The 13093-nt window shown below is 68.6% G+C and carries 13 protein-coding genes; 10 read left to right on the top strand and 3 right to left on the bottom strand.

The genetic code is table 11. The features are described from left to right. Positions 1 to 12: 12 nt before the first annotated feature. From PVW48_RS00320 to PVW48_RS00360, 9 genes are all read left to right on the top strand, one after another. Positions 13 to 390 carry a TIGR04076 family protein gene (locus tag PVW48_RS00320; protein WP_274579765.1) on the top strand — a complete coding sequence of 126 codons (378 nt, stop codon included), beginning with the start codon at positions 13 to 15 and terminating at the stop codon, positions 388 to 390. Then, positions 387 to 1469: an aldo/keto reductase gene (locus PVW48_RS00325; protein ID WP_274579766.1), complete on the top strand. Its 1083-nt coding sequence runs from the start codon at positions 387 to 389 to the stop codon at positions 1467 to 1469. Before PVW48_RS00320 ends, PVW48_RS00325 begins: the two co-directional genes overlap by 4 nt. Continuing rightward, complete coding sequence (locus PVW48_RS00330) at positions 1462 to 2235, top strand: ABC transporter ATP-binding protein (protein ID WP_274579768.1); 774 nt, start codon at positions 1462 to 1464, stop codon at positions 2233 to 2235. Before PVW48_RS00325 ends, PVW48_RS00330 begins: the two co-directional genes overlap by 8 nt. Beyond that, positions 2228 to 2950 carry an ABC transporter ATP-binding protein gene (locus PVW48_RS00335; protein WP_274579769.1) on the top strand — a complete coding sequence of 241 codons (723 nt, stop codon included), beginning with the start codon at positions 2228 to 2230 and terminating at the stop codon, positions 2948 to 2950. The genes PVW48_RS00330 and PVW48_RS00335 overlap by 8 nt, the downstream gene beginning before the upstream one ends. Next, positions 2947 to 3864, top strand: a complete 918-nt coding sequence (locus PVW48_RS00340) for a branched-chain amino acid ABC transporter permease (protein WP_012178649.1) — start codon at positions 2947 to 2949, stop codon at positions 3862 to 3864. The genes PVW48_RS00335 and PVW48_RS00340 overlap by 4 nt, the downstream gene beginning before the upstream one ends. Further along, positions 3861 to 4814 carry a branched-chain amino acid ABC transporter permease gene (locus tag PVW48_RS00345; RefSeq protein WP_274579770.1) on the top strand — a complete coding sequence of 318 codons (954 nt, stop codon included), beginning with the start codon at positions 3861 to 3863 and terminating at the stop codon, positions 4812 to 4814. The genes PVW48_RS00340 and PVW48_RS00345 overlap by 4 nt, the downstream gene beginning before the upstream one ends. A 16-nt stretch (positions 4815 to 4830) precedes the next feature. Continuing rightward, on the top strand, positions 4831 to 6093 hold the full coding sequence (locus tag PVW48_RS00350) for an ABC transporter substrate-binding protein (protein ID WP_274579771.1): 1263 nt from the start codon (positions 4831 to 4833) through the stop codon (positions 6091 to 6093). A gap of 284 nt (positions 6094 to 6377) precedes the next feature. Continuing rightward, complete coding sequence (locus tag PVW48_RS00355) at positions 6378 to 7295, top strand: ribokinase (RefSeq protein ID WP_012178646.1); 918 nt, start codon at positions 6378 to 6380, stop codon at positions 7293 to 7295. Between the two features lie 60 nt (positions 7296 to 7355). Continuing rightward, on the top strand, positions 7356 to 8048 hold the full coding sequence (locus tag PVW48_RS00360; protein ID WP_274579774.1) for a hypothetical protein: 693 nt from the start codon (positions 7356 to 7358) through the stop codon (positions 8046 to 8048). 324 nt (positions 8049 to 8372) lie between these two features. Here the strand turns inward: PVW48_RS00360 and PVW48_RS00365 are convergent, their stop codons facing one another. From PVW48_RS00365 to PVW48_RS00375, 3 genes are read right to left on the bottom strand one after another with little or no spacing between them, the layout of a single operon-like run. After that, positions 8373 to 9647 carry a DUF2201 family putative metallopeptidase gene (locus PVW48_RS00365; protein WP_274579775.1) on the bottom strand — a complete coding sequence of 425 codons (1275 nt, stop codon included), beginning with the start codon at positions 9645 to 9647 and terminating at the stop codon, positions 8373 to 8375. Next, positions 9644 to 10762, bottom strand: a complete 1119-nt coding sequence (locus PVW48_RS00370) for an AAA family ATPase (RefSeq protein ID WP_274579778.1) — start codon at positions 10760 to 10762, stop codon at positions 9644 to 9646. The genes PVW48_RS00365 and PVW48_RS00370 overlap by 4 nt, the downstream gene beginning before the upstream one ends. Positions 10763 to 10821: 59 nt before the next feature. Further along, the gene (locus tag PVW48_RS00375) at positions 10822 to 11604 is read right to left on the bottom strand and encodes a FadR/GntR family transcriptional regulator (protein ID WP_012178642.1); all 783 of its coding nucleotides are present in this window, start codon (positions 11602 to 11604) and stop codon (positions 10822 to 10824) included. Between the two features lie 350 nt (positions 11605 to 11954). Here PVW48_RS00375 and PVW48_RS00380 point away from each other — a divergent pair, with 350 nt between their 5' ends. Next, positions 11955 to 13007 carry a TRAP transporter substrate-binding protein gene (locus PVW48_RS00380; RefSeq protein WP_044027755.1) on the top strand — a complete coding sequence of 351 codons (1053 nt, stop codon included), beginning with the start codon at positions 11955 to 11957 and terminating at the stop codon, positions 13005 to 13007. Positions 13008 to 13093: the final 86 nt, after the last annotated feature.

Below are 13093 nucleotides of genomic sequence, written 5' to 3' on the forward strand. Positions count from 1 at the left end.
GCAGGCGAGGACATGCAGGACAACAGCGACGAGGCGGGCGTCTGGCTCTATGACCTGCGGGTGGAAACCGTGCTCGACCCCGAGCGCGCGCCGGTCTGCCGCCACGTGGCGGGCGAAAGCTTCCGGGTGGAGGGCGAGACGCTGGTCTTCGACCCCGGAACCCGGGTGTCGATGTACGCGCTCGCCGCGCTCCTGCCGCTCCTGCCCGCGAAACAGCGCGAGACCGCACCGGGCGACTGGATGTCCACCGATGCCGAGGTCGCCTGCCCGGACCCCCATTGCGGCGGCCGTTTTCGCATCATCCGCGAAGCCCGCCGCTGGTTCGCCCATGCCGCCACCACCGGGCTCCCCGACGCCCGCGGCACCCCGTACTGGGAGGGCGAACCATGAACCCCGAGACCGCGCAACTGCGCCACGATCACGAGATCAGCCGCGTGATCAAGGGCGGCTGGCAGCTGGCCGGAGATCACGGATCCGTGGACCGCGACGCCGCCATCCGCGACATGGAGGCGTTTCTCGACGCCGGGATCACCACCTTCGACTGCGCCGACATCTATGTGGGCGTCGAAGAGATGATCGGGGCCTTCATCGCCGATCTGCGCCGCCGCCGCGGGGCCTCGGTGGCGGACCGCGTCTGCGTGCATACCAAGCTGGTCCCGGACCTCGGGCGGCTTGCGGACCTGCGCCCCGAGGAGGTGGTGGCGATCATCGACCGCTCGCTGATGCGCCTTCAAGTCGACCGGCTCGACCTGGTGCAGTTCTTCTGGTGGGACCTGGGGCAGGGCGACGCGGTCGCCGCTCTCTCGGTGCTCAAGGACGAGCAGGCCAAGGGCAAGATCGGCAATCTCGGGGTGACCAATTGGGACATCGCCGAGACCGCGCGCTTCACCGAGGCGGGCTTCGATCTGGTTTCGACCCAGGTGCAATACTCCGTGCTCGATGCGCGCCCCGCGAACGGGCTGGCGGACTGGGCCACGGGCCAAGACATGCAGCTTCTGTGCTACGGCACCCTGGCGGGCGGGTTCCTGACCGAGCACTGGCTCGGCGCCCCGGACCCCGGCTTCGCCTTCGCGAACCGCTCGCTCGTCAAGTATCGCCTGATCATCGATGAATTCGGCCCATGGGACCGCTTCCAGAGCCTGCTGCGCACTCTCAAGGCGATCGGCGACAAGCACGGCGTGGGCCTCAGCGCCGTCGCCACGCGCCATGTGCTCGACCAGCCGGGGGTCGCCGCGGCCATCGTCGGGGCGCGCTATGCCCGGCATTTGCCGCGCACGCTGGAGGTGTTCGACCTGGTCCTCGATGCCGAGGACCGCGCGGCACTGGCGGCAATCCTGGCGCAAGCCGACGGCCCGACCGGCCCGGTCTACGGGTTGGAGCGGGACCGCACCAGCCGCCATGGCCGGATCATGAAATACAACCTCAACACCAAACCCGACGACGCGGTGCTGGGCGCGGCCGATGGCTGAGCCGATCCTCGCTACCCACGGATTGACCCATGATTTCGGGCCATTCCGGGCACTTCATGACGTGTCGCTTGAGGTCGGGCCCGGCACCATGACCGGGCTGATCGGCCCCAACGGGGCGGGCAAGTCCACGCTCTTCAACGTGCTCACCGGCGCGCTGCGCCCCACCTCCGGCACGGTCACGCTGCAAGGCTGCGACATCACCGGCCAGCCGCCCGACGCGCTCTTTCGCGCGGGGCTCGCACGCAGTTTCCAGATCCCGCGCCCTTTTGCCCGCATGAGCGTGCTCGAAAACGTCATGCTCGCGCCCAAGGCCCAGATCGGCGAGCGGGTCTGGGGGGCCTTCCTCAGCCCCCGCGCCATGGCCGCGCAAGAGGACGCGATCCGGCAAAAGGCGATGGACGTGCTGGAATTCGTCACCCTCGCCAAGCTCGCCGACCAGGCCGCCGGAGAGATCTCGGGCGGCCAGATGAAACTGCTGGAACTCGCGCGGGTGCTCATGGGCGATCCGACGCTGATCCTGCTCGATGAGCCCGCCGCGGGCGTGAACCCGGCGCTGACCGAGGTGCTGATCGACAAGATCGAAACCCTGAACCGCGCGGGCACGACCTTCGTGATCATCGAGCATGACATGGACTTCGTTATGCGCCACTGCACCCCGGTGATCGCCCTCGGGCAGGGCCGCGTGATCTTCGAGGGCACGCCGGAACAGGCCCTGGCCGATCCCGTGCTGCTCGACGCCTATCTCGGGGCCCAGGCCCATGGCTGACGCGCTCACCATCACCGACCTGGTCGCGGGCTATCGCCCCGGCCTGCCGATCCTGCACGGCGTCTCCCTGCGCGCCCGCGCCGCCAGGGTCACGGTGATCATCGGCCCGAACGGGGCGGGCAAATCCACCCTGATCAAGGCCATCGCGGGCCTCGTGCCGGTCACCTCCGGCACCATCGCCGCCGAGACCGAGATCACCGGCCTGCGCCCGGACCTTCTGGCGCGCCACGGCATCGCCTATGTCCCCCAGTCCGACAACATCTTCCGCTCGCTCACGGTGCGCGAGAACCTCGACCTGGTGCTGCGCCACGTGCGCGCCGACGCCCCCGCCCGCCGCGCGGGGCTGCTCGATCAGTTCCCGGTGCTGGCCGACAAGCTCGGCGACAAGGCCGGGGCGCTCTCGGGCGGGCAGCGGCAATTCCTCGCCGTGGCCATGGCGCTGGCCACCGCCCCGCGCGTGATCCTGATGGACGAGCCGTCTGCGGGCCTCGCGCCCAAGGCGGCCCAGGAGGTGCTGGAACACGCCCGTGCGCTGACCGAGACCGGGGTGACGATCCTGCTGGTGGAACAGAACGTCAAACAGGCCCTGCGCCTGTCGGATCACTGCTACATCCTCGCCGATGGCCGCAACCAGATCGACGGCCCGGCGGCCGACCTGCTGGACGATCCGGTGGTGGGCCAGATCTATCTCGGCGGCAAACGGGTGGCTTCATGATCCAGCACCTGCTCGACGGCATCCTCGTGGGCGCGATCCTGTCCCTGGGCGCGATCGGGCTGACGCTCACCATGCACATGCTGCGCTTTGCCAACTTCTCCCACGCGGAACTCCTCAGCATCGGCGCCTATGCAGCACTTGTGTTCGACGCGCTGTTCTCGGCCCTGCTGCCCGCTCTGCAAACCGCGATCCCGCCCCTCAGCCTGACCTGGACGCTCAGCCTTGCCACGGTTGCGTCCATGGCCCTGACGGGCCTGTCGGCCATCGCCATCGACCGGCTGATCTTCAAACGCGTGCGCGAGAAGGGGGGCGAGCTGTCCATGGTCTTTGCGTCCTTCGGGGTGGCCATGGTGATCCGCAACCTGATCGGGCTGGGCTTCGGGCTGAACACGCAACTCTATTCCGACGACATCGTTTTCGCCACCGTGCTCAGTCGCGATCCGCTGATCCTGGTGAAACCCGACCAGGTCTTCACCCTTGTCGCCGCGCTGGCGATCATGGTCGTGTTGCACCTCGTGCTGTCACGCACGACCTTCGGCTACTCCCTGCGCGCGGTGGCCGAGAACCCGGTGCTGGCGCAGGTGTCGGGCATAAACCTGCAACGCATGGTGGCGCTGATCTGGATCCTCGGCGGCACGCTCGCCGCGGCGGCGGGCGTGTTCTACGGGCTGACCAACCAGATCACGCCGGTGATCGGGCGCGACCTCGTGCTGCCGATCTTCGCGGCCACCATCGTCGGCGGCATCGGCAGCATTTATGGCGCGGTCCTGGGCGGGTTCCTGGTGGGGATCGCCGCGAACCTCGCACTTGTGGTGCTGCCCTCGGGCTACAGCCCCTCGGTGCCCTTCCTGATCCTTGTCGCGGTGCTGGTCCTGCGCCCCCATGGGCTTTTCGGCGAGGCGCGCGCCACATGATCGGGCTGGTGTCCTACCTGGTGTTCTTCGCGACCATCGCCAGCATCCTGGCGATCGCGGTGCTGGGGCTGAACCTGCACTGGGGCAATACGGGGCTTTTCAACGGGGGCGTCGTGGCCTTCTTCGGGGCGGGCGGCTACGCCACGCTGATCCTCGGCGGCACGCCCCAGGCGGCGCATCTCGGCGGCTTCGGGCTGCCCTACGGGCTGGCGCTGCTCGGCGGGCTCGTGATCGCGGGCCTCCTCGCCTGGCTCGTCGGGTTGCTGACCATCCGGCTCAGGCATGACTACCTCGCCATCGCCACCTTCGGGGTCGCGGTCGCCTTCGAGAACCTGGTGCGCAACGCGCAAAGATTGGCCGGCGGCGCCTCGGGCCTGCGGGGGTTCGAGCGTCCGCTCGCCGACACGATCCCGCCGGGGCTGGCCTATAACGCGGCCTTCCTCGCCTTCGTGCTCGCCGCTCTGATCGCCACCTATCTCGGGCTCGAGCGCCTGATCCGCGGCCCGTTCGGACGGCTGCTGCGCGCGATCCGCGAGGATGAAACAGCCGCTCGGGCCCTTGGCAAATCCCCCGACCGGATCCGGCTGACCGCCTTCGTGATCGGCTCGGTGATCCTGGGGCTGGCGGGCGCGCTCTATGCCACCTTCTACGCCTTCATCAGTCCGCAGGATGTCCTGCCGATCCTGACCTTCCAGATCTGGGCGATGCTGATCGTCGGCGGTGCCGGCAACAATCGCGGCGCCATCGCGGGGGCGTTCCTGATCTGGGGCGCCTGGACCGCCAGCGGCTGGGCGCTGTCGCGCTTCGCACCGATCGAGGTCCAGCTTTACACTGGATCGATCCAGTTCGTGCTGATCGGATGCGTCATCGTGGGCATGTTGCTCTGGCGGCCCCAAGGCCTCTTCCCAGAGCGGCTGGTTGTGTCACAATCCGGCCAAACCGACAGATAAAAATAGGGAGACTTCCATGAAAACGACCACTCTCGCCCGGACGGGGCTCATGCTCGGGGCTGCCCTCGGCGCGCTGGTTGCCGCCGGAGCCGCCAGTGCCTGCACCACCAAGATCGGCGCGGTGCTGCCGACCTCCGTCGACTGGGGCAAGCCCATCGCGGCGACAGCACAATTTGCTGTCGATCAGGTAAACGAGGCGGGCGGTGTGAACGGCTGCCAGATCGAGATGGTGCTGCGCGACACCCAAGTCGACCCCAAGGTCGGCGTCGACGCGGCCAAGGCGCTGGTGGATCTCGACGGGGTGCGGGTACTGCTGGGCGCGGTGTCGTCGGGTGTGTCGATGCCGATCCTGACTTCGGTGACCTTGCCTGCGGGCGTGATGCAGATGTCGTGCTGTTCGTCCTCCACCGCCTTCACCCAACTCGCCGCCGAGGGCAAGACCGAGGGGCTGTGGTTCCGCACCTTTGCCACGTCGGGCGTGCAGGCGGCCATGGGCGCCAAGGTGGCCGCGGACCAGGGCTACAAATCCGTGGCGATCTTCTACAAGAACGACGACTGGGGCCAGGACATCGGCAAGCTGGTGGCCGCGGATCTCGAAGCGCTGGGGATCGAGGTCACGGGGTCGGTCGCGCTGAATGACGGCCAACCTTCCTACCGCGCCGAGGTGACCGAGGCGCTGCAGGGCCAGCCGGAGGCGATCTATCTTGCGCTTTATCCCAAGGAGGGGATCGCGGCGGTGCGCGAATGGCTGTCGCTCGGCGGGACGCAGAACATGATCGTGGCGAATTCCCTGAAGTCCGACGAGTTTGCCGAGAATGTCGGGCTGCAATTCCTGGGCAACACCCTGGGCACCGACACCGCCTCGCCGCGCGCAGAGTCCGCGGATGCCTTCGTGACCCGCTATACCGAACGGTTCGAGAGCGCGCCGACCGGCCCGGGCCTCGCCAACAGCTATGACGCGACAATGATCGCGCTTCTGGCAATGCAGGCGGCGGGCGAGGGGGCCTCGGGCGCCGAGATCGCCGCGCAAGTGGGCCGTGTGACCAACCCCGAAGGCACACCGATCAGCGCCGATGGCGCCGGTTTCGCCGCGGCTGTCGAGGTGCTCAGCAGTGGCGGCGACGTGTTCTACCAGGGCGCGACCGGGAACGTGCAGTTCGACGAGAACGGCGACGTGTCGGCCCCTGCGGTGATCTGGAGCTTTACCGAAGAGGGCATCACGGAGCAGGAATACATCTCCCTCGACGAGGTGAACGCCTTCATGGCGTCGTTGAAGTGATCGCAAGTCGGTGTCGGTCCTGACGGACCGACCCGCGCCCGGCGGGCCAAGGCCTGCCGGGCGGCCAAGGATTTTCGAAAATCCTTGTTCCCTGGGCCGTTAACCTATTCAAGACTCGTAATGTTTCGCGCGCGAAACAAATCTCTGTATCCCCTTGATCCCCCCGGATTTCCCGGAAAAACTTGTCGGCAAATTCCGATCCCGATCCATGCCACCTGTTAACCTCCCATGCGATTGCGCCCCGCCGCCCGCGCGCTAGACTGGCGCGGCAAGGGGAGAGCATCATGGGCAAACCGATCGTCATTCTGGGTATCTTCGTGGCCGATTGCGCCTTTCGTGCCGCGCGCCCGCCGCGCATGGGCGAGACCGTTCTGGGCGACAGCTTCGCGCTGAACCCCGGCGGCAAGGGCTCCAACCAGGCCATCGCCGCGGCGAAATCCGGCGGCGACGCACGGTTTCTGACACGCCTCGGGGAGGATGCCTTTGCCGACATGGCCGCGGCGATCTGGGCCGAGGCGGGGGTGCGGGCCACCGCGCCGCGCGATCCGGCCAGCTATACCGGGGCGGCCTATATCTATGTCGACCCGGCGACCGGCGACAACGCGATCATCGTGGCTCCGGGGGCGGCGGCGCTGCTCGGCCCTGCGGACCTCGACGCGCAGGCGGAGATGATCGGCGGGGCGGGCGTGTTTCTGACGCAGCTCGAACAGCCCATGCCCGCCGCCCGCCGCGGGCTCGAGATCGCCCGCGCTGCCGGTGTCACCACGATCCTCAACCCCGCCCCCGCAGCCCCCCTCGACGACGCGCTGCTGGCGCTTTGCGATATTGTCACGCCGAACGAGACCGAGGCGGAGGCGCTCACCGGCCACCCCGTCACCGGCCCCGACGACGCGGTGCGGGCCGCCGATGCCCTGCTGGCGCGGGGCCCGGGGGCTGTGATCGTCACCCTCGGCGCGCAGGGCGTTCTCTATCGTAGCGCCACGCAGACCATCCACCAGCCCGCCTTCACCCCTGGGCCGGTGGTCGAGACCACGGGCGCGGGCGATGCGTTCAACGGGGCGCTGGCGACGGCCCTGGCCGAGGGACAGGACACCGCCTCGGCCCTGCGCTTCGGCTGCGCGACCGCGTCGATCTCGGTCACCCGTCCCGGCGCGGGGCCGTCCATGCCGAGCCGCGCCGAGATCGACGCCCTGCTGGCCTGAGCCCTCGACAGAGCCGTTTCGCGGCGTACATGGCCCCTTGGCGCCAGGGAGGGCGCGCCCATGATCTTCGTCGTCACCCCGGAGACCGTCGTCGGCCGCCGCACGCTCGACACCACCTATGTGCCGCGCAAGCTCTTGTCGCTGGGCGCGATGGTCTATCCGCGCGGGCGCTGGTTTTCGAAACTGTTCTGGCGGATCGTGTTCGAGAAATCCCTGACGCGCTACGTGATCGCGCTGATCCCCTTTCCGCTGATGATGCTGGCGCGGCCCGACTGGGCGCTGGCGCTCAGCCAGGCGCCGCTGGCGATGTTCGGCTTCGTGCTGATCATCGAGACCTATGTGCTGACCGTGTCGGACCGCGAGAAGCGCCGGGCGCTGGCCAGCGAGACCGAGATCGCCCGGGCCATGGACCTGTTCCGCAGCCGGGCGCGCATGGTGCTGGCGCGGGTGGCGGCGGCGCGCGGGATGACCCGGGGGGAGCTGCACCTCGTGATCGAGCAGTCGGGTCTGGTGCGGGTGCCGAAGCTGACCTTCGTGTCGGTGCAAATGGGCGGGGAGAGCCCGCGGTTCCTCGAACTCGACGCCGCCGAGCGGGCGATGCTGGCCGAGACCCTGTTCGACGCCGAGTTGACCGAGCAGCAGCTGCAACTGGCGAGCCTTGCCCAGAACAAGCTGGAATGGAGCGTGTCCTTCGACCCCGCGGCGGTCTCCGCCCATGAGCGGCTGGCGGCCATGGCCCGGGCGCGGGGGTAAGGACGGTTTCGCGGCGCGACGTTTGCCCCTTGATACGACAGAGCGCGGCGGCGGGGCGCGGTACGGCGATCCTCGGGCCGTGCGGCGCGGTATATGGGGCCACCATGGGACGACGAGCCTGCGGCAGCACAGGCCCATCCGGATCGCCGTGCCGGTGGGCGGCCCGGCGGTGCGCGGCGGCTGCGCCTTGTCCTGCGCTGGCGTATCCTATGGGATGGTGAAGCGCCGCACCGCGGCCCGGCGATACGCTTGTGTCGCTTTGGGCCGGCGGGCGGCGTGTCGTGAGTATTTTTGCACAAAAGAAGGAGAGGCGTGCGCGCCCTGTCAGCGGTCCAGCACCAGCACGCGACCGAAGGGTGGGGGGCTCTCGGGTGGTTTGGGGCAGGCCCAGATTACCGGGGCGCGGCCGGGTGCGGCGCCCATGGGGCCGTCGAGATCGGTGAGCACCACGACCGCCGAGGGGGTCAGCGCGGCGGCGCGTTCCAGCACATCGACGAAGCTCGTCCCGCCGTCGCGGGCGAAATCCCAGCCCGCCAGGGTCGCGGCCCAGTGGGTGCCGCGCATCTTGTGCGCCGATTGCACGGTCTCGTCGAAGATCAGCACGTGGATCTCGGCCAGCACCCGGCGCCCGATCCGGGCGATTTGCGCGGCGAAATGGGCCAGCTGATCGCCGGTGACCGAGCCGGAGCTGTCGATGGCGAGCACGATCCGGGGCTGGGTCGTCTCGCGCTGCAGGGCGGGCTCGAAGACCGGGACGGGGCGGCTGCGTGCGCGCGCCTCGGCCTCGCCCGCGACCCAGCGGCCCGCGGGGCGGCGGAAGCTGCGGCGCGGGTCGGCCCGTGTCGCGCGGTCCAGCAGGCCGCGCAGGATCACCTCCCACGGGGTGGTGGTCTCGGGGATGTCGGCGAGCCGGAAGCCGAGCGCGCCGATTCCCCGGCCAGCCAGTTTCCCGGCCTCCAGCGCCCGGGCGAGGTGCTGGCGCCACTCGAAATCGCGGGCCTCGGGCGTGTCCTCGTCGCCGTCCTCGCCCGTGGGGCTTGGGGCGATGTCGGGGCGGAAGCCGTCCGTGCCCGCCATGGCCTTGATCTTGTCGGTCTTGCCCTGGCCCTCGGGCTTCGCGGCGGCGTCGCGGCGCATCTCCATGAAGAGGCGTTCGGCGTCGAAGCTCCGGAGCAGGTCGGCGGGGCTATCGACGCCAAGCTCGCGTTTCACGGTGGCGTGGCTGACATGGGGGCGGGGCTGGATATAGCCCGCCTGCAGCAGGGTTTCGTTGATCAGGATGTCGGCGGCGATGCCGAAGAGGTCCGGATCGAAGGCGGGTCCGAGCCGCAGGCGGAGCGTTTCGCTGCGGGCGGAATGGCGCAGGGCGATGTGCAGGATGTGGTGGGCGCAGAGGCCCATCTGCTCCGGCAGTGACAGCGCCGCGAAGCCGGGCGCGTAGCGGATGGTGTGCCCGTCGCTGTCGGCGGGCAGGTCGCCCGGAAGATCGGCGTCGCGGTGGGCGCACCAGAGCGCGAGAGCGGCGAGCGCCGGATCGGCCTCCGACAGCTTTTGCAGCGCATGGGTGGCGCGGCGGCTGTGGGTTTGCGCGCGGCTCATGCGAGGCCTGCATCCTCCCGCGCGCGGGCGTAGTCGGCATAGACCGGGCTGTCGAGGAAGGCGTCGGCGAGGTCGCGGGCGAGCGCCTGCTGGATCAGCAACTCGAACCCGTGGGTGCGCAATTCTTCCAGCGGCAGGGTGCGGAAGACCGGCTCGGGGCGCGCATCGGGCAGGGTGGCGAGGTCGGCCATGCATTCGATGATGCGCGGCGCGGTCTGGGCCGTCAGCGCGCCGATCAGCCCGTAGACCAGCGCGTGCAGCCCGTGCATCGTTTCGGGATAGAGCGGCGCGCGGCGGCCCCGGTCGGTGGCGAGCAACTCCTCGATCTTGACCGAGGCCGCGACCTCGTCGGCCACGAGGGCGAATTCGGCGCCGATCGCCTCGCCCACGGTACCGGCCACGAGGATGTTGCGTTGGCGGCGGTCGGGCACGGCGCGGAGGATGTCGCTGACCCGTTCCCAGGCGCGGGGGGTGGCGGCGATGATCTCGTCGCGTTCCTGGGCCGCGGCCCCGGTGGACAGAAGATCGCCACGGCTGCGCAGGAAGGCGATGACCGCCGGGTGCAGGCCGTGGGGGACGGCGAAGTTTTCCAGCCAGTCGGTGGCCGAGGCGGTGACGTGCAGATGCACCAGCCGGTCCGACAGCGCGCTGCCCATCTCGTAGGCGATGGCGCCGTCCTCGACCGTGTTTCCGGCAGCGACGAGGAACACGCTGTCGGGCAAGCGGTGCTGGCCCACGCGGCGTTCCTGCAGCAGGCCATAGACCGTGGGTTGCAGGCTGGGCGCCGCGGCGGTGAGTTCGTCGAGAAACAGCACCGAGGGCGCGTCGGGGTCGTCCGGCAGGTCCTCGGGGCGGTACCAGACGGTCTTGCGGGCGTCGTGGTCGTAATAGGGCAGGCCGCGCAGATCCTGCGGCTCGATGGTGGTGAGGCGCAGATCGAAGAGGCGCGCGCCGATCTCCTCGGCCAGCTGCGCCACGATCTGGGATTTGCCGACCCCGGGCGCGCCGTGGAGCATGTAGGCCGCCGTCAGGCGCCCGGCGCGCTGCGCCGCCCAGGCGGTGCGGAGCACGTCGAGGGCGGTGCCCGCGGAAACTGTCATCGCGTTGAGGGCCATGCCTGTCCTTTCCGGTCTGGACCAGAGCTAGGGCGGGGGCGGGGCGCGTCGAGCGGACGTCAGGCGGGCCGGGTCAGGGCGTAGCGTTTCTCGGCGAGCGCTTCGCGGCGTTGCTGTTCCTCGCCCTTGCGGAACGAGGCGCCGACAAAGTCGATATGGGCGCGGGCGGCGGCCTCGGCGGCGTCGGGGTCGCGGGCGAGGATGGCGGCGCCGATCGCCTCGTGCTGGGCCAGCAGCATCTCGCCCGTGCCGTCGATGGCGCGCAGGTAGTCGCGGTTGTAGAACACGCCGCGGCGGGTCAGCTCGTAGATCGAGGACATCATGTGACTGAGCATGGTGTTGTGCGATGCGTCGACGATGGCCGAGTGAAAGGCGATGTCGCTTTCCATGGAGGCGCGGGCGTCGTCGCGGTCCTGGGCTATGCGCATGTTCGCTAGGTGTTGCGAGATCGCCTGGGCGTCGAAATCGGTGTGGCGTTCCGCGGCGAGACGGGCGGCGAAGGCCTCCTGTTCCTTGCGGTATTCGAGGTACTCGAAGAACGCCTCGCCATGGCGGGAGAACAGGTCCAACAGCGCCGGGGACATGGCGGTATTGGTCAGTTGCGCGACAAAGGAGCCTTCGCCCTTGCGGGTCTCCAGCAGGCCCTCGTCCTCCAGCCGTTTGAGCGCCTCGCGCAGCTTGGGGCGGGAGACGCCGAGGGCCTCGGCCAGGTCCCGTTCGGCGGGCAGGCGCGCGCCCTGGCGCAGCACGCGGGAGACGATCAGATCCTCGATCTGCGTGACCACGGCGTCGGCGACCGAATCGTGGTCGATGGGCTGGAAGATGTGCGGATCGGTGGGCATGGGCGGTCTCCGGTGGCGTTTGGCGGCGCGGGGGTCCGGTAAATAATATTGTCCTTTTGGGCGTGACTTCAAGGGTTGCTTGCCTGGGTCAGCTGGGGAATACCGTTGCATACCAAGGGGGTTAGGGAAATGAGGGCAAAAAATATACCTTATTTTTCGGGCTCAGAGCCATGCACCCGGTGCAGAGGGGCCATGCGCACGAATTGTCGCGGCCGGTAAATAAAGTTTGCCGCAAGGGGGTGGTCAAGTTTATGAACCACGGCAAGGTGGCGGAAAACGATCCCGGCACCGGCCCTGACACTGGCCCCGATGCAAGACCCAGGAGGGCCGAAAAAACTCGTGGAGGAAACATGAAAAAGACCCTGACCTGCCTGCTGGCCGCGGCGACGATGCTGACCGCGCCCATGGCCCATGCCGCCGACAAGATGCTGCTCAAGACCCCGATCGCGTTCTCGACGGCCCTGCCGGGGCTGGGCACGCCGATCCCGCGGGTGGCCGATGCACTGGCGACCATGTCCGGCGGAACGCTGAAGATGAAGGTGTACGAGCCCGGCAAACTGGTCCCGGCCTTCGAGATCCTGGATGCGGTGTCCTCGGGCAAGATCAACTCCGGCTACACCACCGCCGGGTATTGGGCGGGCAAGATCCCGGCGGCCCCCCTGTTCTCGGCCGTGCCGTTCGGCCCCGAGGCGGGCGAGTACATGGCGTGGCTCTATTACGGCAACGGCATGGATCTCTATCAGGAGATGTATGACCAGGCCGGCTACAACGTGCATGTGCTGCCCTGCGCGATCCTGGCGCCCGAAACCTCGGGCTGGTTCGCCAAGGAGATCACGTCGGCCGAAGATCTGAACGGGCTGAAGATGCGGTTCTTCGGGCTGGGCGGCAAGGTGATGCAGAAGCTGGGCGTGGCCACATCGCTGCTGCCCGGCGGCGAGATCTTCCCGGCGCTGGAGAAGGGCGCCATCGACGCGACCGAGTTCTCGATGCCCGCCATCGATGCACGGCTCGGTTTCCACAAGCTGGTGAAGTTCAACTACTTCCCCGGCTGGCACCAGCAGGCGACCGTGTTCGAGTTGATGATCAACAAGGACGTCTGGAACGACGCCAGCGAGCAGCACAAGGCGATCATCGAGAGCGCCTGCAAGGCGTCCATGGCCGACAGCTTCGCCGAGGGTGAGGCGATCCAGCACGCGGCGCTGATCGACAACGTGGAAAAGAACGGTGTCGAGATGAAGCAGTGGTCGCCGGAGATGCTGGAGCTGTTCCGGGCGACCTGGGACGAGGTGGCCGCAGAAGAAGCCGCGAACGATGAATTCTTCGCCAAGGTACTGGCGGACATGACCACGTTCCGCGACGGCTACGCTCTGTGGAAGCGCAACGCCTTCCTGCCGCGGGACTGACCGTGGCCCGGGGCGGCGCCCATGTGGCGTCGCCCCTCCTGATTTCCTGATTTTTCAGACCGTTGCACAAATCCGGCTGGACAGAT

The sequence above is a fragment of the Dinoroseobacter sp. PD6 genome, assembly GCF_028807315.1.
GTDB lineage: Bacteria > Pseudomonadota > Alphaproteobacteria > Rhodobacterales > Rhodobacteraceae > Dinoroseobacter > Dinoroseobacter shibae.